The sequence below is a fragment of the Pseudomonas sp. BP6 genome (assembly GCF_017875935.1).
Classification (GTDB): Bacteria; Pseudomonadota; Gammaproteobacteria; order Pseudomonadales; family Pseudomonadaceae; genus Aquipseudomonas; species Aquipseudomonas putida_Y.
In genome coordinates, this window is record NZ_JAGINI010000001.1 from 1,126,315 (window position 1) to 1,148,766 (window position 22,452).

17 protein-coding genes and 2 tRNA genes are annotated in these 22,452 nt (G+C 62.9%); 13 read left to right on the forward strand and 6 right to left on the reverse strand.

Annotated elements, in window-relative coordinates:
• Nucleotides 1-20: 20 nt before the first annotated feature.
• From J3A98_RS05070 to J3A98_RS05080, 3 genes are all read left to right on the forward strand, one after another.
• Nucleotides 21-97 (forward strand) — tRNA-Asp (locus tag J3A98_RS05070).
• A gap of 141 nt (nucleotides 98-238) precedes the next feature.
• Nucleotides 239-315, forward strand: a tRNA-Asp gene (locus tag J3A98_RS05075).
• A gap of 198 nt (nucleotides 316-513) precedes the next feature.
• Nucleotides 514-1,332, forward strand: a complete 819-nt coding sequence (locus J3A98_RS05080; protein WP_209964478.1) for a DUF2242 domain-containing protein — start codon at nucleotides 514-516, stop codon at nucleotides 1,330-1,332.
• Nucleotides 1,333-1,623: 291 nt separating this feature from the next.
• On the opposite strand, the gene J3A98_RS05085 is transcribed toward J3A98_RS05080, so the two are convergent.
• From J3A98_RS05085 to J3A98_RS05100, 4 genes are all read right to left on the reverse strand, one after another.
• Nucleotides 1,624-2,664: an AraC family transcriptional regulator gene (locus J3A98_RS05085; protein WP_209964481.1), complete on the reverse strand. Its 1,041-nt coding sequence runs from the start codon at nucleotides 2,662-2,664 to the stop codon at nucleotides 1,624-1,626.
• Nucleotides 2,665-2,668: 4 nt separating this feature from the next.
• Nucleotides 2,669-3,787 (reverse strand): nitrilase-related carbon-nitrogen hydrolase, encoded by a 1,119-nt coding sequence (locus J3A98_RS05090; protein ID WP_209969741.1) that lies wholly within the window; start codon nucleotides 3,785-3,787, stop codon nucleotides 2,669-2,671.
• A gap of 189 nt (nucleotides 3,788-3,976) precedes the next feature.
• A complete protein-coding gene (locus J3A98_RS05095) occupies nucleotides 3,977-5,620 on the reverse strand; it encodes a TULIP family P47-like protein (protein WP_209964484.1) in 1,644 nt (547 codons plus the stop codon).
• A 25-nt stretch (nucleotides 5,621-5,645) separates the two neighbouring features.
• The gene (locus J3A98_RS05100; RefSeq protein WP_245354941.1) at nucleotides 5,646-6,878 is read right to left on the reverse strand and encodes a TULIP family P47-like protein; all 1,233 of its coding nucleotides are present in this window, start codon (nucleotides 6,876-6,878) and stop codon (nucleotides 5,646-5,648) included.
• A gap of 326 nt (nucleotides 6,879-7,204) precedes the next feature.
• Between J3A98_RS05100 and J3A98_RS05105 the strand changes: the two genes are divergently transcribed.
• On the forward strand, nucleotides 7,205-9,241 hold the full coding sequence (locus tag J3A98_RS05105) for an NADPH-dependent 2,4-dienoyl-CoA reductase (protein ID WP_209964487.1): 2,037 nt from the start codon (nucleotides 7,205-7,207) through the stop codon (nucleotides 9,239-9,241).
• 277 nt (nucleotides 9,242-9,518) lie between these two features.
• Complete coding sequence (locus J3A98_RS05110) at nucleotides 9,519-10,412, forward strand: pyridoxal-phosphate dependent enzyme (protein WP_209964490.1); 894 nt, start codon at nucleotides 9,519-9,521, stop codon at nucleotides 10,410-10,412.
• Here J3A98_RS05110 and J3A98_RS05115 read toward each other — a convergent pair.
• Nucleotides 10,403-10,948: a cytochrome b gene (locus J3A98_RS05115; RefSeq protein WP_209964494.1), complete on the reverse strand. Its 546-nt coding sequence runs from the start codon at nucleotides 10,946-10,948 to the stop codon at nucleotides 10,403-10,405. The two genes, J3A98_RS05110 and J3A98_RS05115, sit on opposite strands and share 10 nt — an antisense overlap.
• A gap of 223 nt (nucleotides 10,949-11,171) precedes the next feature.
• Complete coding sequence (locus tag J3A98_RS05120) at nucleotides 11,172-12,194, reverse strand: DUF1853 family protein (RefSeq protein WP_245354940.1); 1,023 nt, start codon at nucleotides 12,192-12,194, stop codon at nucleotides 11,172-11,174.
• Between J3A98_RS05120 and J3A98_RS05125 the strand changes: the two genes are divergently transcribed.
• The 8 genes from J3A98_RS05125 (at nucleotide 12,193) to J3A98_RS05160 (ending at nucleotide 22,418) form a co-directional block, all read left to right on the forward strand.
• Entirely contained in the window at nucleotides 12,193-13,083 is an 891-nt protein-coding gene (locus J3A98_RS05125; protein WP_003247220.1) for an NAD(+) kinase, read from the forward strand. The genes J3A98_RS05120 and J3A98_RS05125 overlap by 2 nt on opposite strands.
• Nucleotides 13,083-14,054 (forward strand): metallophosphoesterase, encoded by a 972-nt coding sequence (locus J3A98_RS05130; protein ID WP_209964497.1) that lies wholly within the window; start codon nucleotides 13,083-13,085, stop codon nucleotides 14,052-14,054. Before J3A98_RS05125 ends, J3A98_RS05130 begins: the two co-directional genes overlap by 1 nt.
• A complete protein-coding gene (locus tag J3A98_RS05135) occupies nucleotides 14,051-14,938 on the forward strand; it encodes a rhomboid family intramembrane serine protease (protein WP_209964498.1) in 888 nt (295 codons plus the stop codon). Before J3A98_RS05130 ends, J3A98_RS05135 begins: the two co-directional genes overlap by 4 nt.
• A 13-nt stretch (nucleotides 14,939-14,951) precedes the next feature.
• Nucleotides 14,952-15,212 carry a DUF1315 family protein gene (locus J3A98_RS05140; protein ID WP_003247224.1) on the forward strand — a complete coding sequence of 87 codons (261 nt, stop codon included), beginning with the start codon at nucleotides 14,952-14,954 and terminating at the stop codon, nucleotides 15,210-15,212.
• The gene (locus J3A98_RS05145; protein ID WP_209964501.1) at nucleotides 15,209-16,039 is read left to right on the forward strand and encodes a DUF2797 domain-containing protein; all 831 of its coding nucleotides are present in this window, start codon (nucleotides 15,209-15,211) and stop codon (nucleotides 16,037-16,039) included. The genes J3A98_RS05140 and J3A98_RS05145 overlap by 4 nt, the downstream gene beginning before the upstream one ends.
• 13 nt (nucleotides 16,040-16,052) lie before the next feature.
• A complete protein-coding gene (gene pepN / locus J3A98_RS05150; RefSeq protein WP_209964504.1) occupies nucleotides 16,053-18,710 on the forward strand; it encodes an aminopeptidase N in 2,658 nt (885 codons plus the stop codon).
• A gap of 271 nt (nucleotides 18,711-18,981) precedes the next feature.
• On the forward strand, nucleotides 18,982-20,022 hold the full coding sequence (locus J3A98_RS05155; RefSeq protein WP_209964508.1) for a YCF48-related protein: 1,041 nt from the start codon (nucleotides 18,982-18,984) through the stop codon (nucleotides 20,020-20,022).
• Nucleotides 20,019-22,418 (forward strand): RND family transporter, encoded by a 2,400-nt coding sequence (locus tag J3A98_RS05160; protein WP_176684485.1) that lies wholly within the window; start codon nucleotides 20,019-20,021, stop codon nucleotides 22,416-22,418. The genes J3A98_RS05155 and J3A98_RS05160 overlap by 4 nt, the downstream gene beginning before the upstream one ends.
• Nucleotides 22,419-22,452 lie beyond the last annotated feature (34 nt).

Genomic DNA, 22,452 nt, shown 5'->3' on the forward strand with positions numbered 1-22,452 from the left:
GGCGCAAGCCTGAACGATACGCAGCGGTAGTTCAGTCGGTTAGAATACCGGCCTGTCACGCCGGGGGTCGCGGGTTCGAGTCCCGTCCGCTGCGCCATCTTCGTTTCAAGGTCCCTAGAACGCCTTGAAGCAAACACAAAAGAAGCGATCACGTTATCGCTTTTTTTGTGCCTGCCCTGAGGCCATTGCGCCGGAAGGGTAGACCCAGTTTTCAAACGGGCGAAAGCCTGAATGATACGCAGCGGTAGTTCAGTCGGTTAGAATACCGGCCTGTCACGCCGGGGGTCGCGGGTTCGAGTCCCGTCCGCTGCGCCATCTTCGCGTCAAGGCCCCATGAACGCCTTGAAGCAACGTTAAAGCGACCTTCGGGTCGCTTTTTTCGTTGGTGCACCTGGCAAATGCCGGCCTTTGCCAGGCTTTACACCAACCTGACAGATTCTTCACCGACCAGCGGTTCCTGTGCCTGCCTGCTGTGTTGCACAATAGGCACTTTCCATATACCCGGAATTCGCAATGACCAGATCTTCCGTCTTTGGTGCGCTCGGGCTGGCCCTGGTGCTGGCGGGCGTGACCGGTTGTTCCTCGAAAAAAGCGGCCGTCTACGAGCACGAGAACTTCGATGACTCGGGCACCTTCTCGCGCAGCTTCCCGGTGAGCGATGCCGGCTCTTGCGAAGCCGCCCGGCGTGCCTTGCTTAGTCAGGGATACATCATCACCAGCAGCGGCGCCAACCAGGTGGTGGGTAACAAGAGCTTTCAGCAAAACAGCGAGAACCACCTGCAGATCAGTTTCAATGTCACCTGTGCACCGGACGTGAGCGACGACCAGCACTCGACCATGTTCGCCAACGCCCTGCAGGACCGCTATGCGCTGAAAAAGTCCAACACCTCGGCCAGCCTGGGCGTGGGGGTGCTGGGTTCGGTGTCGATGCCGATCGGCTCCAGTGACGACTCGATGGTCAAGGTAGCCAGTGAGACGGTGACTGCGGCGCAGTTCTATGACCGCTATTTCGCCTTGGTGGAGAGTTACCTGCCCAAGCCGAAGAAGGTCGAAAAGGCCAAGGTCGAGGCGCCCAAGGTGGAAAAGCCGGCGGTGGACCTGGGGCTGCCGGAGCAGGCTGCGGTGAACCCGGTGGCACCGGCTCCGGCAGCAGCACCGTTGATTGAAGCGGCACCTGCACCCGCGGGCGTAGCCCCGGCCAGCGAGGCGGCAGCGGCGCCGGTGGTGGATGACAGCCAGGGTTCGCAGCCGGTGGCCCCGCCGGTGGAAGCTGCACCCATTCAGGTACAGCAGGATGCCCAGCCGGCCGAGCCTGCTGCCCCCTCCCTTTGATTGGTCGCCTGAACCGGCCCTTTCGCCGTCAGCCCGCGAAAGGGGCCGGTTCAGGCTGTCAACATCCCCTGTTACAGACGCCCCGCGATAACTTCCTGAACACCTGCTACGTTTACCTCTCATAAGCTTGTCATCATCCCTTCATCCCACCTGCTTAGGCTGAAGGCGATACCTACAAAGGCAAAATGAGCAAAGAGGACGCAGGGCAATGGACGAATACCAGGAAGAACTACTCGAAACCCAAGCTTACGAACTGGACACCCCGGAACCGGCCGACGACGCCACCGAACTCTAGCCCGGCTGCCGCTGGCTGCGGCGGAACTCCCCCGGCGTGAGGCCCGTCCAGCGCTTGAATGCGCGCTGGAAGGCCTCGGCCGAAGCAAACCCCAACAGATAGGCAATCTCGCCAAAGGCCAGCGCCGTGTCACGGATGTAGGTCTCGGCCAGGTCGCGCCGGGTTTCGTTGAGCAGGTCGCGAAAACGCGTGCCTTCCTCGGCGAGCTTGCGGCGCAAGGTCCAGCTTGGCAGCTGCAAGTGCAGCGCCACTTCTTCCAGGTTCGGTTCACGGCCGCCATTGAGCAGCGGGCCCAGCAGGTGAGTAATGCGCTCACCCAGGCTGCGCACCCGCGTGCGCTGCAGCAACTCTGCTTCGCACAGCTGCAACAGGTGCTGCCAGGTACTCGGGCAATGCCCGGGGTTGGCCAGTTGCAAGGTGGCGCGGCTCAGGCGCAGCTGATTGCCGTCGGCGGCGAACTGCACAGGTGTGCTGCAGAGCGGTTGATAGCGCGCGGCATAGGAGGGCGCGGCAAACTCGATCTCCAGGCGTTCGGCCTGCACCGGGGTGCCGGCAAGGTCGGCCAATTGGGCCAGCCACCCGGCCAGCAGTGAGTCGACCACAAAGCGGTTGTAGTCGTTATATGGGCTGATGGAGTAGAAACGCAGCCAGGCGCCCTGGTCATCTTCCTGAAAGCTGGAATGGCCACGGTAGTTGGCCGCGTAAAGCGGCTCGAAACGCAGCAGGGTGCGCGCGGCCTCGCCGAGAGTGGGGGCCTGGGCCGCAGTGACCCCGGCCAGACCTGTATGTGCCAACCGGCTCAGGCGCCCTATGCGCAGACCTAAAGCGGCCTCACCGCTCATTTCGATAGCGGCGTGGCCCAGGTGCATGTAGCGGGGGATGGACAGGCGTGCGCCGGCCTCGCTCAGGCGTGTCGTGTCCAGGCCGTAGCGCCGCAGCAATGGTTCAGGGTCGTGGCCCAGTTCGCGCAGGGCTTCGCTCAAAGGCTGGACAAAACCAACCGACAGTTCGCCCAGGCGCACGCGGGGGCGGGCCATGGGCTTACAGCCACACATTTAGCAGGCGGGCACCCGGGCTGGGGGGGGCGGCGAGCAACGCTCCCGACTGGTGAGCAAAGCCCTGGCCATCGCTGCCCTGTTCCCAGAACTGCCCGCGCATGAACACGCTCATGCTGCTGATGCCGGCTCCAGCCACTTCGGTCAGGCGTTGCCAGGCCGCCTGTTCACTGACTTCGCCGCGCTGCAAGGCCAGCCCGGCGCTGGCATCCTGGTGGCGATTTCCCCGCCAGGGTGCTTGCCAGCTGCCCTTGCCACTGAGAAACGCCGGGTTGGCGACCAGTTGTACGGCTTGTTCAGTCAGTTGCTGGTGGTTGTCCGGGTACCAGCTGTCACTGCCCACCAGCACCCCCAGGCGCCCGGCCGGGGTCTGCACGACCTGCAGCGGGTGCTGGCGGCCGTCGTGGATGTAGCGGCGCATTTCACTGTCGGGATATTGCTGACGCTGCGGCTCGCCCAGCAGCGAGCCATCGCCGGCAAACACCACACTGCTGTTGAACAGTGGGCCACGGCCGGCATGCAGCACGCCCTGTTTCACATAGGGTTCGGGCAGCACGATCGAGCCGGCCACCAGGGTGACGCCAAATTCCTTTGCCAGGCTGCCAAACAGTTGCTGGTAGTCTGTGGCCATCTGTTCGGCCTTCATGCGCAAGTGCGCATCGGCACGCCAGTCGTCGCCCTCAGCGCCAAGAACCGCGAGGCCATAGCGAAGCGGGTTGCTCAGTTCCAGCCATTGCAGGGCCTCGCGGCTGTGGCTGACCTGGTACAGCTCGTTCTTCTCACCACGCGCCCACAGCCAGGTACCGATATGCTCCGGCAGTACCACCACGGTGCGCGGCCCCACCAGCCCCTGGGCACGGGCTTGCTCCAGATAAGCGGCGAGCTTGCGGTGCAAGCGCTGCAAGTTCTGATAGTCGCCTGGGAACAGCAGTGGTTCGACACCGAGCAGGTTGCCGTGCTCGCCCGGTACGCCATGGTTAAGCGCCAGTTCGATGCGCAGGTCGGACAGGTAGTGGCCTTCCGGGCGCTGTTGGGTCCAGAAACCGTAGCCGCAGACGGCGGCGATCATCACCAGCGCCAGGGCGCTTGCCAGGAGTTTTCGCATCAAGCGTGGGTATTCGCTAAAAGTGGAGTGGCCATGCGGAGCGATGAAGCCGCAATCTCGCGCCTTTTGATCGGTCTGAGCAGCGCACTGCATTGATCCATGCACAATCGACTTTTGATCATACCAAAGGAATGGCGGTGGGCGTGCAACGAACCCCGGGCGTTGAGGCCCGGGGTTGTGTAGGCAAGGTCAGGCGGCCAGCGTCGCCAGGGCGAGGCGTTTGTCCTGGATGCAGAACTTTTCGAGCAACTTGAGCGAGCCACCGAATATCAGCGCACCGGAGTAGGTGATGTCGGTCAGGACAAAGGCATCCGGTTCACTGAATGGCCATTTGACCTGGTTCGCCGCCACTTTGACCATGGGCGCTATGGACGGAATGTTGTTGGTTACCCCACCCGCCACCACGCGCTCGATGATCACGTGGATGACGATGCTGACAATGGCCACCACCAACGCTGCGATGATGCCGACGATCAACGCCATCACCTTGCCGCCCACACCACCAGCCACCGCAGTGGCCACGGCGGCAATCGCGCCTAGAATGGCTTCGGTGACGACCACCCAGGTGGCGATGTCTGTTGTGTTTTGGACATCCGGGTCTCCGACCATGGCATATACCATCACCTGTTCGCCCTTGTCGTTGACGCCCAGTTGTAGCGTCTGCTTGGTGACGATGCGGGTATAGGCCACGATACCGGGTGAGATGTCGGTGCGTACCTTGCATTCGGTACGGATATAAGACTCGTCGAAGTTGATATCGAACTTTTCGGCCACGGGATGATAGGTGATGGCCCCAAACTTGACGCTGTCGAGCTTCAGGTCGTTGGCAGTGATGGATGTGCCCGCCGCATCCAGGGCGAAGTTGGCCTCGGTGGTACCCTCGAAGATGAACGGCAATGCCGCCAGCAACTGGTACTTGACGAAGATCTCCCGGCTGATGAGGAAGTTGGCATTGTTGTCCGCAGCCAGCATCACGGCAGGCAACTGGTTCGGCAACCCCGTGGAGTCACGCTCGTTGGTCATGGCCAGCACCCCGAAGATGCTGCTTTCCTCACTGTTCTTGTCGGTATAGGCATAGCTCATGGAGGTGGCCCGCAGCCATTTGAATTCCTCGCTTTCCTTGCCCATGTTGTTGATCAGTACGGTACTGAACAGGGTGTCGAACTTCTTCAGGTTCTCGGGCTGGTTCAGCCAGTCTTCGAGTACGCCGCGCATCACGCTCTGGTCAATGCCGCTCAAGACGTTGTTCGGGTCCCTCAGGGCAATCACCGCAGCGATCGGGTCATCCGGGTCCGTCGCCTGGGTGTTGACTTGCAGTTCGTACGTGCCGTCTGAAGCTGATACTGGATTGGGCGCCGGGAAGTAACTGAGCTTGACATAGACATCCGCGGACATCCCCTGGACCTGGTAGGTTTTGCCATTCAGGCCTTTGTATGTGCCTGAGCCGAAGGGGATGCGTACCTTGACATTGCGTCCGTCGCCGCCGGTGGTAATCGACCAGGCGTCGAAGTCGGCCTTGAGCGAGAAGCTGTCGACCCCGGCGTCGATGTTGGCAGGGTAGGTTTTTTCCAGGGCGATACGCTGGTTGAGCGCAGAGACCCGGCAGATGCTCACGGTATCCCAGCCATTGGTCGTGACCGTACTGGCCAGCGTTCCGGCATTGGTCAGTAACTGCGCGGAGCGCAAGGTGTCTTCGGAACTGTGTACAAGCGCCGCGTTGCGGTACAGCGGCGATTCGCGCAGGGTCTGGCGCGCGGTTTCATTGAGGTGATCGAGGCGCAGCGAGATGGGCTGGGCAAACCCGGCCAGCATGACCTTGCTTTCATTGCTCATGATACGGCTCCTTGTGGTGGTGGGGTCACACGTAATTGATGACAAGGGCCTCGGCGAGGTAGCTCGACGAAGCGGTATGCGTGTCGTTGCTCCAGGACACGCAATCGATGGTGTCGGCCTTGACCGAACCGCCACGCGCGGCGATGGCATTGATCAGGTCGTCGGAGATCACAGCGGTGACGATGTGGGTGATCAGGCTGACGATGGGCGAGAGCCAGGCCAGGTACCAGGGAATATGCACTTCCTTTCTGAAGTCGGACGATTGCTTGACGAAGGTGATGGTGTTGCCATCGAGCACCAGCTTCATCCTCAGCCAGCCATTCCACTTCATGTCGATACCTGCGTGCAGGTCGCAGTCGCCCTGATAGTCGACGGTGATGAAGTCACCGAGCATTCGTGCTGGGTTGCAGCCGGCGAAGACAACGGGGGTGTACCAGATCGCCCCTGATTTGATGGCCTTCATGCGCAAGGTCGGTATGTTGACCATTTGCGTATTGTCGACGCGGTAGTCCTGCGCCGTGGCGCCCTGGTAAAGCTGAAGCAGCCCGGGCAGTACCAGGTGCTCCAGTACCAGGCGTGGAGACAGCACGTAGCTCGACTGCCCACCCTGGCTGATGCCTGACACATCGATATCCAGTGGCAGCTCACTGATGTCGCGCTCGGTACATACGGCCATGATCGCCAGGAACCCCGAATCGAGGTAGGCATAGGTGCATTTGCGTGGCCTGGCCCATTCCGGGGCGGTGGCTTTGCTGAAGTTGATGGTCGCGAAGGTGTGGGTGAACTGTAGGGGATGCTCGACCAGGTAGTTGCAGATACAGTCCAGCACCACGGTGGCGAAAGGGCCTAGCGAGCCGTCGGGGTCTTGCAGGGTGATGCCGCGTAGCCAGCCACCTTCGTTGTCCTGAAGGGGTTGAGTGGCTCCGGCCTTGCGCAGGAAGGCCGACTTCAACTGCATCTGGCCGTCGCCTTGTGGCAACAGCGACAGGGTGACCTCGATGATGGCAACCGCGCTGGCCAGCGAGCGGCTGGTGCCACTGGCCTCGAAAAAGCCTGAGCGTATAGGCATGCGCAGGCGCAGCAAGCGACCGCCGCCACCGTTGACGACCGACCAGCAGTCGAACACCCCGTGGCAGGCGTAGCCTTCATCCGAGGTATAGGAAAATTCGTGGTCGAGGCTGTTCCAGCTGGCTGCCAGGTCACTGTTCACGCTCTCTTGGCGAACGATGCTGATGGTGTCCCATCCTTTTGTCAGCATGAGCGAACCCTCCGGGCGCACTGAGTAGGCGCCACGTTCCATGGGTGGATGATCAAACGTGCTTGAAGAGTCTGGCAGAGCCGCGTTGTCTGGCAAATGCGCGGGGAGACTGTTTGGCGATCAAGCCAGGCGAACCTTATAGCGCTGAAGTTCTGGAGCCTTCCCGACAGTCGCTGCCTCTGCTGTTCATCACGATCATTAACTTGTCAGTTTTGATCATTGAGGCAATTCAAACGGCTGTTTAATGTCGCAGACAGACAAACGACGGGGCCCGCCACCCAGTGAGGTGCCCGCATTCCGTGATCACGCCATCAGGGGACCTTTCCATGGCCGCCGACCGCTACCCGCACCTGCTTGCCCCGCTGGACCTGGGCTTTACCACCTTGCGCAACCGCACCCTGATGGGCTCGATGCACACCGGCCTCGAAGAACGCCCCGGCGGCTTCGAGCGCATGGCAGCTTACTTTGCCGAGCGCGCCCGCGGTGGCGTTGGCCTGATGGTCACTGGCGGCATTGCGCCCAATGATGAAGGTGGGGTGTATTCCGGTGCGGCAAAGCTCAGCACCGAGGAAGAGGCCGACAAGCACCGCATCGTCACCGAGGCGGTGCACGCCGCCGGTGGCAAGATCTGCCTACAGATCCTGCACGCTGGGCGCTACGCCTACAGCCCGCGCCAGGTGGCACCTAGCGCGGTCCAGGCGCCGATCAACCCGTTCAAGCCCAAGGCGCTGGACGAGGAGGGTATCGAGAAGCAGATTGCCGACTTCGTCAATTGTGCGGTGCTGGCCCAGCGTGCCGGTTACGACGGTGTCGAAATCATGGGGTCGGAAGGTTACTTCATCAACCAGTTCCTCGCCGCGCACACCAACCATCGCACCGACCGCTGGGGTGGCAGTTATGAAAACCGCATGCGTCTGGCGGTGGAAATCGTCAGCCGGGTACGCGACGCGGTTGGCCCGAATTTCATCATCATCTTCCGCCTGTCGATGCTCGACCTGGTCGAGGGTGGCAGCACCTGGGACGAGATCGAGCTGCTGGCCAAGGCCATCGAGCAGGCCGGCGCTACCTTGATCAACACCGGAATCGGTTGGCACGAGGCGCGCATTCCGACCATCGCCACCAAAGTGCCGCGTGCGGCCTTCAGCAAAGTCACCGCCAAGTTGCGCGGCGTGGTGAGCATTCCTTTGATCACCACCAACCGCATCAACACCCCGGAAGTGGCCGAGGCGGTGCTGGCCGAGGGCGATGCCGACATGGTCTCGATGGCCCGACCGTTTCTCGCCGACCCTGACTTCGTCAACAAGGCCGCTGCCGGTCGCGCGGATGAAATCAACACCTGCATCGGCTGCAACCAGGCCTGCCTGGACCACACCTTCGGCGGCAAACTGACCAGTTGCCTGGTCAACCCGCGGGCCTGCCACGAGACCGAACTCAACTACCTGCCTGTACGTGCGGTGAAGCGCATTGCCGTGGTCGGCGCCGGCCCGGCTGGCCTGGCGGCGGCCACCGTGGCGGCCGAGCGGGGCCACGCGGTGACCCTGTTTGACGCCGCCAGCGAAATCGGTGGCCAGTTCAACGTGGCCAAGCGGGTGCCGGGCAAGGAAGAATTCTTTGAAACGCTGCGTTACTTCCGCAACAAGGTCAACAGCACAGGTGTGGACCTGCGCCTGAATACCCGCGTCGATGTGCAAGCACTGGTGGGGGGCGGCTTTGATGAAATCATCCTGGCTACCGGCATCGCTCCGCGTACCCCGGCCATTGCGGGCGTGGAGCATGCCAAGGTGCTCAGCTACCTGGACGTGCTGCTCGAGCGCAAGCCGGTGGGCAAGTCGGTGGCCGTGATTGGCGCGGGAGGTATCGGCTTCGATGTGTCCGAGTACCTGGTGCATCAGGGCGTGGCCACCAGTCAGGATCGAGGGGCATTCTGGAAAGAGTGGGGCATCGATACCCATCTTCAGGCGCGAGGTGGCGTGGCCGGGATCAAGGCCGAGCCGCACGCCACGGCACGGCAGGTGTACCTGCTGCAGCGCAAGAAATCCAAGGTGGGTGACGGGCTCGGCAAGACGACTGGCTGGATTCACCGCACCGGGTTGAAAAACAAAGGGGTGCAGATGCTCAACAGCGTCGAGTACCTGAGTATCGACGATGCTGGCTTGCACATTCGTGTGGACGGCGGCGAGCCGCAGGTGCTGGCAGTGGATAACGTGGTGATCTGTGCCGGGCAAGATCCGCTGCGCGAACTGCAGGAAGGGCTGGCGGCGGCGGGGCAGTCGGTGCACCTGATCGGCGGCGCGGATGTGGCGGCCGAGCTGGATGCCAAACGGGCGATCAACCAAGGCTCGCGGTTGGCGGCCGAACTCTGAGGGCGTCGAGGCTGCGTGAGCCCGATACCTGCACGGTAAACGGAGGGAGCGGGCATGCCCGCGAATTCGATGGCGGTGGCAACGGTGAACGGCGAGTGGAGATTGGCCAGCAGGCCCGGCCCTTTCGCGGGTGAACCCGCTCCTACGACGGTCTGTACCGGGCCGTCGATGCCTGTGTCGAACCACTGATGCGCGTCCACCCTGGCACTGTAATGCCCTGGCGGGGCGAGTTCATCGATTACAAGCGCTTGCGGGATTACCCTGTAAACTGCGATCCATGCATGTATTCGACCTCCCCCAAGCCCCGCTGCAATTTCTGGACTTGCCCTGGCTGAATCAAGCCCAGGTCCAGGCCGCCATTCTGCGCCTGGACCTGATCGACCCACTGATCAGCGGCAACAAGTGGTTCAAACTACGCCACCACCTGCAACAGGCTGGCGCCAGCAATGCCCCGGGCCTGATCAGCCTCGGCGGCAACCATTCCAATCACCTGCACGCCTTGGCCGCTGCCGGCAAGCGTTTCGGCTTCGCCACCGTCGGCCTGTTACGCGGCCATGCCCAGGACACGCCAACCGTGCGTGACCTGCAGGCGCTGGGCATGGAACTGCATTGGCTAGGCTACGGCGGCTACCGTGCACGCAACGAACCCGGCTTCTGGGAACCTTGGCAAGCGCGCTATCCAGGCTGGCACTGCATCCCTGAAGGGGGCGGCGGGCTGGCCGGTGCGCAGGGCTGCGCACTGATCATGCAGCAGGCGCGCGCGCAGATCGCGGGATTGGGCTGGTCAGACCATGACGCCTGGTGGCTGGCTGCCGGAACGGGGACTACCTTGGCCGGCCTTGTACTGGCCGAGGTGGGTGCACATGCCGTACATGGTGCGCTGGCAGTGCCCAGGGATCATGGGGTGCCAGAGACGGTGGCAGCACTGGCCGGCACGCACGGCTACCAGCTACACGACGCCTGCCGTGGCGGTTTCGGAAAATTCGACGATGAGCTACTGACCTTCATCGCCGACTGCGAGCGGCGCACTGGCGTGCCGCTCGAAGCCCTCTATACCGGCAAGGCTCTGCTGGCCTTGCGTGATCAGGTTGCTGCCGGGCTGTTCAAGCCCGGCAGCAACCTGATCTTCGTGCACACGGGTGGCCTGCAGGGCCGACGCGGTTACTTGTAGGGCAGTATGCGCAACAGCGTGTTGTCGCGCTGCACATAGTGGTGGTAAAGCCCGGCCAGTGCATGCAGGCCGATCAGCCAGTAGCCCCAGCTGCCAATACGCTCATGCCACCCTTTGATGAACTTGGCCTGGTCCGGGTTCGGGCCGATCAGATGTGGCAGCTCCAGGCCGAAGAACGGCACCGGTTTGTCGGCGGCGCTGAGGATCAACCAACCGGCCAGCGGCAGACCGATCATCAGCAGGTAAAGCGCCAGGTGCATCAGGTGCGCCAGGCCGGTCTGCCAGGCTGGTGGTTTTGGCACGATGGGCGGAGTCGGACGGCTAAGGCGCATGGCCAGACGCAGCCAGACCAGCACGAACACGCTCAGCCCCAGCATGAAGTGCAGGTCCTTCATCAGGTTGCGTTCGGCGCTGTCCTTGGGGAACAGGCCACGCAGTTCGATAAGGGCATAGACAGCAGCCAGCAACACCAGCATCAGCCAATGCAGGGCGATGGACAGGCGCGCGTAATGGGTCGCGGGGTTGGATGAAACCATGATCGGTCCTCGTCATCAGGTCGGAAAGGCGCTCTTGCTGGCGCTCAGGTGCCATTGTAATGGTTACCAGAAACGAATCTTTGCGCTGGGTCTGTGAAAATTGTGTTGCCAGCCACCGGCCCCTTCGCGGGCACGCCCGCTCCCACAGGTACTGCACAGTCTTTGAAGCCGTGCAGTACCTGTGGGAGCGGGCGTGCCCGCGAAGGGGCCGGAACAGGTGACATCAGTTACCGGGCAGATACGGCCAGTCATCAGCCACAAGAAACACCCGCTCCACCTCCTGCCAGGCGCCATCGGACTCCTGCTCCAGTCGCACCAGCAACTGCGCCGGTGCCTGCTGCTCCAGCATATGCAACCAGGCTGCAAACTGCTCCGCCAGCCAGCATTCGCCTGCCTCGAACCGCGCAGGTGCCAGCCAGGCATGCCGTTGCAGCGGCTGCCACCGTTCACCTTCAGCCAGCACCCAGTCCTGCCGTCGCACCCAGCGCCCGTGCAAATGCTGCGGGTTGGCGCCGGTGGGTGGCTTGGCATGGCCCGGCCACGGGTAGAAAAGATAGCCGCCCAGCCACACATGTGCCTGTACCTGCTCAATCCCCAGCTTGGCCAGCATCTCGCGGCTGTGCGCGCCCTTGGACATGGGCAACTGGTGCCCTGCCAGGTGTGCAAGCTTGGTCCCCAGCCGATCATGGCAACCAGGCCCCAGCCAGGCATGCGGGTCGTGCCCGGCGTCTTCCGGGCCCAGGTACAGCTTGATCGCCAGTTCCAGGTGATGCACGCCGTCGTGGTCGCGCAGCACCACGTCGAGCTCGCCCAGGGTGCGCCCGCCGTCGCGAATCGCCAGGTTGGCGGCCAGCAGCTCGATGCCTGGCGCCTGGCCCAAGGCAAACTGCCACAGGCGTTCGTAGTAATGCCCCAGGCGCCGGCTGCCCAATTGCGCCAGCCACGCGCGCAACGGTCGGTCATCGGCATCCAGGGCCCGCAACCATTGTTCAAGGCGTTGCGGCTGCTGCGCCCACAGGCTGCCCGCCAGCGGGTGTCGCTGGGGGCAGGGCGGGTCGCTGAGCAGGGGCGGTGACAACAGGGTCCATGCCAGGTCACGCACGGTGGCGCGCTGCAATTGTCGGGGCAGGTCGTGGAGCTGGGCGAATGGCGTCATCCTGCGAGCATAGCCGGTTTGCCGCTGCCCGGTGGTTTCGCCCATAATCGGCGCATCGTCACCCGCCGCAAAGCCTTGCAGGAGCCCCATGGAGCAATTTCGCAATATCGGTATCATCGGTCGCCTTGGCAGCTCGCAGGTGCTCGACACCATTCGCCGACTTAAAAAATTCCTCCTCGATCGCCACCTGCACGTGATCCTCGAGGACACCATTGCCGAAGTGCTGCCCGGCCATGGCTTGCAAACGTCCACCCGCAAGCTGCTGGGCGAGGTCTGCGACCTGGTCATCGTGGTCGGCGGCGACGGCAGCCTGCTGGGCGCAGCCCGCGCGCTGGCCCGGCACAACATTCCGGTGCTGGGTATCAACCGTGGCAACCTGGGTTTTCTCACCGACATCCGCCCCGACGAGCTGGAGCAGAAGGTCGCCGAAGTGCTCGACGGCCACTACCTGGTGGAAAACCGTTTCCTGCTGCAGGCCGAGGTGCGCCGCCACCACGAGGCCATCGGCCAGGGCGATGCGCTGAACGACGTGGTGCTGCACCCGGGCAAGTCCACGCGCATGATCGAGTTCGAGATCTACATCGACGGCCAGTTCGTCTGCAGCCAGAAAGCCGACGGCCTGATCGTCGCCACCCCCACCGGCTCCACCGCCTATGCGCTGTCGGCCGGTGGCCCGATCATGCACCCCAAGCTCGATGCCATCGTCATCGTGCCGATGTACCCGCACACCTTGTCGGGCCGGCCGATCGTGGTCGACGGCAACAGCGAGCTGAAGATCGTGGTGTCCAAGGACCTGCAGATCTACCCGCAGGTGTCCTGTGACGGCCAGAACCATTTTACCTGTGCCCCCGGCGACACCATCACGGTCAGCAAGAAGCCGCAGAAACTGCGTCTGATCCACCCGCTGGACCACAATTACTACGAGGTCTGCCGCACCAAGCTGGGTTGGGGCAGCCGCCTGGGGAGCAGTGACGACTGATGCTCGATCCGGCGCGAAGTTTTGACATCATCGGCGACGTGCACGGCTGTGCGCTGACCCTTGAACGCCTGCTCGACGCCCTCGGATACAAGCGCGTGGCCGGCGTGTGGCGCCACCCGCGACGTCAGGCGTTGTTCCTTGGCGATATCGTCGACCGCGGGCCACGCATTCGTGAGGCGTTGCACATCGTCCACGACATGGTCGAAGCCGGCCAGGCGTTCTGCATCATGGGCAACCACGAATACAACGCCCTGGGCTGGGTCACCCCGGCACTGCCTGGCAGCGGCAAGGCCTATGTACGCGAACACACGCCGCGGCATGCCCGGCTGATTGACGAAACCCTGACCCAGTTTGCCCAGCACCCTGGCGACTGGCACGATTTCGTCAACTGGTTCTACCAGTTGCCGCTGTTCGTCGACGCTGGCCGCTTCCGTCTGGTGCACGCCTGCTGGGACCCGCGGCTGATCGAGCCGCTGCGCCAGCAATACCCCAACGGACGCATCGATGAACATTTCATCCAGGCCTCGGCCGTGAGTGGCAGTTTTGCCGACACGGTGTGCAACCGCCTGTTGCGCGGTACCGACATGCGCCTGCCGGACGGGCTGACGCTGACCGGCGGCGACGGCCTGACCCGCGCGTTCTTCCGCACCAAGTTCTGGGAAGAAGACCCGAAAACCTACGGTGACATCGTGTTCCAGCCCGATGCCTTGCCCGAAGACGTGGCCAGCACCCCGCTCAGCCACAGCCAGAAGAACGCCTTGCTGCGTTATGACGAAGACCAGCCGATGCTGTTCGTCGGGCATTACTGGCGCAGCGGTCGCCCGGCACCGATCCGCGCCAACCTGGCCTGCCTGGACTACAGCGCCGTGCTCTACGGCAAGCTGGTCGCTTACCGGCTGGATGATGAAACCCGTATCGACCCACACAAGTTCGTTTGGGTCGACGTCGACCGCCCACAGGCCAACCAATGAACATTATCGAAGTGATGCGCCTGCCGCTGTCGGTCGACCTCAGCGGCTTCGTCCACCTGTTGCAACGCCTGCAGGTGCCGCACCGGGTCAGCGAGGAGGGCGATGCCCAGGTCCTCTGGGCTCCCGACACTCTGGCCGAAGATGTGCTGCAGCTCTACCAGCGCTACCCGGACGGCAACGCCGACCTGCCGGCCAGCGCCGACCCTGTAGGGGCGGGTTCACCCGCGAATGCCCCCGCACAGCCTTCCCTGGCAGCCCAGGCCAAGGCCTGCAAAATCACCACCCTCACCCTGCTGCTGTGCTTCATCGTCGCCGGCCTTACGGGGCTTGGTGACAACTTCACCACCATCAGCTGGTTCACCTTCCTCGACTTCCGTGTCCAGGGCGACTACCTGTACTTCACCTCGCTGGCGCAAACCCTCGACCAAGGCCAGTGGTGGCGACTGGTGTCGCCCATGCTGCTGCATTTCGGTGTGCTGCACCTGGCCATGAACAGCCTGTGGTACTGGGAGCTGGGCAAACGCATCGAACTGCGCCAGGGCCCGTGGGCGTTGCTGGGCCTGACCCTGCTGTTCAGCCTGGTGTCCAACCTGGTCCAGCACTACACCAGCGGGCCGAGCCTGTTTGGCGGCCTGTCCGGCGTGCTGTACGGCCTGCTCGGGCACATCTGGCTGTACCAGTGGCTGGCGCCCGACCGTTACTTCAACCTGCCCAAGGGCGTGCTGGTGATGATGCTGATCTGGCTGGTGGTGTGCCTGACCGGCGTGGTCGGCACCCTCGGCCTTGGCCAGATCGCCAATGCCGCCCACGTCGGCGGGCTGCTCATCGGATGCCTGACCGGGCTCTTGGGTGGGGCGCTGGCCCGGCGTAAACTGTCGGCTTGAATCAGGAGACACTATGTCCACTTTCGCGCAAATGATTGAAAACATCACCCCGGAAATCTACCAGAGCCTGAAACTGGCGGTGGAAATCGGCAAATGGTCCGACGGCCGCAAGCTCACGGCCGAGCAGAAAGAACTGTCGCTGCAGGCGGTCATCGCCTGGGAGATGAAGAACCTGCCCGAAGACCAGCGCACCGGCTACATGGGCCCACAGGAATGCGCGTCGAAGTCCGCGCCCATCGCCAACATTCTGTTCAAGTCGGACTCGGTACATTGATCGAACTCGCTCGTGGCTCGTTGAGCAAAATGGCCGTCAGCCTGCAGGCACCGGTGGTGCAGTACAGCTTCCGCCTGGATGACACGCAGGTGCCGGTCAACCCCATGATCGGCCAGCGCCTGCGCCTGGAATACCTCGGCGCCATTCATTGCAGCCATTGCGGCAAGCGCACCAAGACCAGCTTCAGCCAGGGTTACTGCTACCCGTGCATGACCAAGCTGGCCCAGTGCGATGTGTGCATCATGGCCCCGGAAAAATGCCACTACGACGCCGGCACCTGCCGGGAGCCGTCGTGGGGGGAACAGTTCTGCATGACCGACCACATCGTGTACCTGGCCAATTCGTCGGGGATCAAGGTCGGCATTACCCGTGCCACCCAGCTGCCCACCCGCTGGCTCGACCAGGGTGCCAGTCAGGCGTTGCCGATCATGCGCGTGGCCACCCGGCAGCAATCGGGCCTGGTCGAAGACGTGCTGCGCAGCCAGGTGCCGGACCGTACCAACTGGCGCGCGCTGCTCAAGGGCGATGCCGAGGTGCTCGACCTGCCGGCCATCCGGGAGCAGGTCTTCGAAGCCTGCGCCGACGGCCTGCGCGAGATGCAGGGGCGCTTCGGCCTGCAGGCGATCCAGCCGCTGCCGGACGCCGAAGTGGTGCAGATGAACTACCCGGTCGAGGCGTACCCCAAGAAGATTGTCAGCTTCAACCTCGACAAGGACCCGGTGGCCGAGGGCACGCTGCTGGGCATCAAGGGCCAGTACCTGATCTTCGACACCGGTGTGATCAATATTCGCAAGTACACGGCCTACCAGTTGGCCGTGCTCCAGTAAAAAGGACCTGCACATGCGTACCGAACAACCGCAAGTGATCTACCTCAAGGACTACCAGGCGCCGGAGTACCTGATCGACGAGACGCACCTGACCTTCGAGCTGTTCGAGGACCACACGCTGGTTCACGCGCAACTGGTCATGCGCCGCAACCCGGCACGCGGTGCCGGCCTGCCGCCACTGGAACTCGATGGCCAGCAGCTGGAACTGCTGCGCGCCTCGCTGGATGACCAGGAACTGCAGCCAGGCGACTACCAGCTCGACGCCGACAGCCTGACCGTACAGCCCAAGGCCGAGCGCTTCACCCTCGACACCAGCGTGAAGATCCACCCGGAAAGCAACACCGCCCTGGAAGGCCTGTACAAGTCGGGCAAGATGTTCTGCACCCAGTGCGAGGCCGAGGGCTTCCGCAAGATCACCTACTACCTCGACCGCCCGGACGTGATGAGCACCTTCACCACCACGGTCATCGCCGAGCAGCATCGCTACCCGGTATTGTTGTCGAACGGCAACCCGATCGGCAGCGGGCCGACCGAAGATGGCCGCCACTGGGCGACCTGGGAAGACCCGTTCATGAAGCCGGCCTACTTGTTCGCTCTGGTGGCCGGTGACCTGTGGTGCGTTGAAGACAGCTTCACCCGTCAGTCCGGCCGTGATGTGACCCTGCGCATCTACGTCGAGCCCGAGAACATCGACAAGTGCGACCACGCCATGGTCAGCCTGAAAAAGTCCATGCGCTGGGACGAAGAAGTCTATGGCCGCGAGTACGACCTGGACATCTTCATGATTGTTGCGGTCAATGACTTCAACATGGGCGCCATGGAAAACAAGGGCCTGAACATCTTCAACTCCAGCTGTGTGCTGGCCCGTGCCGAAACCGCCACCGATGCTGCGCACCAGCGCGTCGAAGGCGTGGTCGCCCACGAGTACTTCCACAACTGGTCGGGCAACCGCGTTACCTGCCGTGACTGGTTCCAGTTGTCGCTGAAGGAAGGCTTCACAGTATTCCGCGATGCCGAGTTCAGTGCCGACATGAACTCGCGCACGGTCAAGCGCATCGAAGACGTCGCCTACCTGCGCACCCACCAGTTCGCCGAAGACGCCGGCCCCATGGCCCACCCGGTGCGCCCGGAAAGCTTCATCGAAATCTCCAACTTCTACACCCTGACCGTGTACGAGAAGGGCGCCGAAGTGGTGCGCATGGTCCGTACCCTGCTGGGTAGCGAAGGCTTCCGCAAAGGCAGCGACCTGTACTTTGAACGTCATGACGGCCAGGCGGTAACCACCGACGACTTCATCAAGGCCATGGAGGACGCCAACGGCGTCGATTTCACCCAGTTCAAGCGCTGGTACAGCCAGGCTGGCACTCCGCGCCTGGAGGTCAGCGAGGCGTATGACGACGCCGCGCAGACCTACAGCCTGACGTTCCGCCAGAGCTGCCCGCAGACCCCGGACAAGACCGAGAAACTGCCGTTCGTGATCCCGGTGGAGCTGGGCCTGCTGGATGCCGCCGGCAACGACCTGCCGCTGCAACTGGTCGGTGAAGCGGCTGGGCAAGGGACCAGCCGCGTGCTGTCGGTGACCGAGGCCGAGCAAACCTTCACCTTCCAGGGTATCCAGGCCAAGCCGCTGCCGTCGCTGCTGCGTGGCTTCAGCGCCCCGGTGAAGCTGAGCTTCCCGTATGACCGCGACCAGCTGATGTTCCTGATGCAGCACGACAGCGATGGCTTCAACCGCTGGGAAGCGGGCCAGCAGCTGTCGGTGCAGGTACTGCAGGAACTGATCGGCCAGCATCAACGCGGCGAAGCCCTGAAGCTCGACCAGCGCCTGATTACTGCCCTGGGGACTGTGCTGGGCAATGCATCGCTGGACCCGGCCATGGTGGCCGAAATGCTCTCGCTGCCAGGTGAGGCGTACCTTACCGAGATCAGCCAGGTGGCCGACGTCGACGCCATCCACGCCGCCCGCGAGTTCGCACGCCAGCAGATCGCCGAACACCTGTTCGACGCCCTGTGGGCGCGTTACCAGGCCAACCGTGAGGTGTCGCGCAGCACTGCCTATGCGGCCGAGGCCAAGCACTTTGCCCGCCGCAGCCTGCAGAACATCGCCCTGTCGTACTTGATGCAGAGTGGCAAGCAACAGGTGCTGGAGGCGACCCTGGAGCAGTTCGAGCACTGCGACAACATGACCGAGCGCCTTACCGCGCTGGCGGTACTGGTCAACTCGCCGTTCGAGGCCGAGCGCGCGAAAGCGCTGGAGGCGTTTGCCGAGCACTTCAAGGACAACCCGTTGGTCATGGATCAATGGTTCAGCGTGCAGGCTGCCAGCACGCTGCCGGGCGGGCTGGCGCGGGTCAAGGCATTGATGCAGCACCCGGCCTTCACCCTGAAGAACCCGAACAAGGTGCGTGCGCTGATCGGTGCCTTTGCCGGGCAGAACCTGGTCAACTTCCATGCTGCCGATGGCTCCGGGTATCGTTTCCTGGCGGACCTGGTGATCGAGCTGAATGCACTGAATCCGCAGATTGCATCGCGGCAACTGGCGCCGCTGACCCGCTGGCGCAAGTATGACGATGCGCGTCAGGCGCTGATGAAGGGTGAGCTGGAGCGCATTCTGGCGTCTGGCGAGCTGTCCAGTGATGTGTATGAAGTGGTGAGCAAGAGCCTGGCGTAATTCTTGTGAATTGGGGCTGCTTTGCAGCCCTTCGCGGGTGAACCCGCTCCTACAGGGGGACGTAACCTTTGTAGGAGCGGGTTCACCCGCGAAGGGCCGCCCAGCGGCCCCGGCTTTCCCCGGCCGACAACAAAACATAACACCCCGCCCGTTGTACTCCCGCCAACATCCCCGCTACGATCCCCTCAAGCTATTGCAGGCCTCTAGATCAGGCATTCGCAAGGCCTGCAAGGCATTGACCCACCAAAAAGAACACAACAAGGGGGCAGTCATGAGGGAACAGTTACGTACGCCAGCCAGGCGTGGTGCCTGGCCATGGGCAGCCAGCGCGATGCTGGCACTGGCATTGGGTGTGTGGGCCGACAGCGCCCAGGCCGCGGCAGCCGACGAATACTCCACCGAGTCGGCCAAGGCCAGTGAAAGCCTGTTGATCGACACCACCCATGCCGGCAAGCGTCTGGTGGTGGTCGGTGATCGCGGCCACATTCTGTTCTCCGACGACCAGGGCAGTACCTGGACCCAGGCCCGGGTACCCACCCGGCAATTGCTCACTGCCGTGTTTTTCCTCGATGACAAGCATGGCTGGGCCGTCGGCCATGACGCGCAGATACTTGCCAGCAGCGACGGCGGCGCTACCTGGAGCAAGCAGTTCGAAGACCTCGCCCGTGAAGCGCCCTTGCTCGATGTGACCTTCCTCGACGCCCAGCACGGGTTTGCCGTGGGGGCCTATGGCGCCTTGCTGGAAACCACCGATGGCGGGCAGCACTGGCAGGACGTGGCCGAGCGGCTGGACAACCCGGACCAGTTGCACCTCAACGGTATCGCCCAAGTGCGCGATGCCGGCCTGTTCATCGTGGGTGAACAGGGCGGCATGTACCGCTCCACCGACAAGGGCCAGACCTGGGCCAAGGTCCAGGGCCCCTACGAGGGCTCGCTGTTCGGCGTGATCGGCACCGCCAGGCCGCAGACCCTGCTGGCCTACGGCCTTCGCGGCAACCTGTTCCGCTCCAGCGACTTCGGTGACAGCTGGCAGCCGATCGAACTCAAGGCCGCGCGCGGTACGCTGGAGTTCGGCCTGGCAGGCGCTACGCTTGTCGATGATGGCACTCTGGTGCTGGTCGGCAATGGTGGCAGCGTGCTGCGCAGCACGGACGACGGCCAGACTTTCAGCGTGTACAACCGTGCCGACCGCCTCGCCCTGGCCGGCGTCAGTGGCCTGGCCAACGGCGGCCTGCTGCTGGTAGGGCAGGGTGGTGTGCACCTGACCAGCGCCGAAGGGGCTGATCAGGCTGCCCGGGAGGTGCGTCCATGACCAGCAGGGAGAGCATTGCCATGCACCCGCATCATCAGGATCAAGCCACGCTGCTCGAACGCCTGATCTTCAATAACCGCCCAGTGGTCATCGCCCTGTGCGTGCTGGTCAGCATTTTCCTGTTCTGGCAGGCCACGCAGATTCGCCCGTCCACCAGCTTCGAGAAGATGATCCCGCTGCAGCACCCGTTCATCGAGCAGATGATGGAGCACCGCAACGACCTGGCCAACCTCGGCAACACCGTGCGCATCTCGGTGGAGGCGGTGAACGGTGACATCTTCGACAAGGACTACATGGAGACCTTGCGTCAGATCCATGACGAGGTGTTCTACATTCCCGGTGTCGACCGGGCCGGGTTGAAGTCACTGTGGAGCCCCAGCGTGCGCTGGAGCGAGGTCACCGAGGAGGGCTTTTCCGGTGGCGAAGTAATCCCTAACACCTACAACGGTTCGCAGGACAGCCTCGATAGCTTGCGCGACAACGTGCTCAAGTCAGGCCAGGTGGGGCGCCTGGTAGGCAATAACTTCAAGTCCAGCATCGTCGACGTGCCGCTGCTGGAGAGCTACCCGGACCCGCAGGACCCTGGCAAACAGGTGAAGCTGGACTACCAGCAGTTCTCTCACCTGCTGGAAGAGAAGATACGCGACAAGTTCCAGGCGCAGAACCCCAATGTAAAAATCCACATCGTCGGCTTTGCCAAGAAGGTCGGTGACCTGATCGATGGCCTGGTGATGGTGGCGATGTTCTTCGGCGTCGCTCTGGCGATCACCTTGGTGTTGTTGTACTGGTTTACCTGGTGCATCCGCAGCACTGTCGCCGTGCTCATTACCACGCTGGTGGCGGTGGTCTGGCAGTTGGGGCTGATGCATGCGGTGGGCTTTGGCCTGGACCCGTACTCGATGCTGGTGCCGTTCCTGATCTTCGCCATCGGCATTTCCCACGGGGTGCAGAAGATCAACGGTATCGCGCTGCAGTCGAGTGATGCCGACAATGCCCTAACCGCTGCCCGGCGCACATTCCGTCAGTTGTTCCTGCCGGGAATGATCGCCATTCTTGCCGACGCAGTGGGCTTCATTACCCTGCTCATTATCGACATCGGGGTGATTCGCGAACTGGCCATCGGCGCCTCCATCGGTGTGGCGGTGATCGTGTTCACCAACCTGATCATGTTGCCGGTGGCCATCTCCTACGTCGGCATCAGCAAGAAGGCCATCGAGCGCAGCAAGAAAGACGCGACCCGCGAGCACCCGTTCTGGCGCCTGTTGTCGAACTTCGCCAGTGCCAAGGTGGCGCCGGTGTCGGTGGTGCTGGCACTGCTCGCCTTCGCCGGCGGCCTGTGGTACAGCCAGAACCTGAAGATCGGTGACCTCGACCAGGGTGCACCGGAGCTGCGCCCCGACTCGCGCTACAACCAGGACAACAACTTCATCATCAGCAACTACTCGACCAGTTCCGATGTGCTGGTGATCATGGTCAAGACGCCGTCGGAGAAGTGCTCGGTCCACTCGACCATGGCGCCGATCGACGAGCTGATGTGGACCATGGAAAACACCCCTGGCGTGCAGTCGGCGATTTCCCTGGTCACCGTTTCCAAACAGGTGATCAAGGGCATGAACGAGGGCAGCCTGAAATGGGAAACCCTGTCGCGCAACCCGGACATCCTCAACAACTCTATCGCCCGGGCCGATGGCCTTTACAACGGCGACTGCTCATTGGCACCCGTGCTGGTGTTCCTCAATGATCACAAGGCTGAAACGCTGGAGCGCGTCACCGCCGTGGCCAAGGCGTTTGCCGACAGCCATGACAAGGAAGGCCTGCAGTTCCTGCTGGCGGCGGGCAACGCGGGCATCGAGGCCGCGACCAACGAGGTGATCAAGTCGGCCGAGCTGACCATCCTGATCCTGGTGTACATCTGCGTGGCCGTGATGTGCCTGATCACCTTCCGCTCGTTCGCCGCCACGCTGTGCATCGTGCTGCCCCTGGTGCTGACCTCGGTGCTGGGCAACGCGCTGATGGCCTACATGGGCATCGGGGTGAAAGTGGCGACCTTGCCGGTGGTGGCGCTGGGTGTGGGGATTGGTGTGGACTATGGCATCTATATCTACAGCCGCCTGGAAAGCTTCCTGCGTGCCGGTTTACCGTTGCAGGAGGCGTATTACCAGACCCTGCGCTCGACCGGCAAAGCGGTGCTGTTCACCGGGCTGTGCCTGGCCATTGGGGTATGCACCTGGATTTTCTCGGCGATCAAGTTCCAGGCGGACATGGGTCTGATGCTGACCTTCATGCTGCTTTGGAACATGTTTGGTGCGTTGTGGCTGCTACCGGCATTGGCGCGGTTCCTGATCAAGCCTGAGAAGATGGTGGGCAAGGAGGGTGGGTCGATCTTTGCCCATTGATTGAAGGGGCCGCAATGCGGCCCCAAGGTTATAC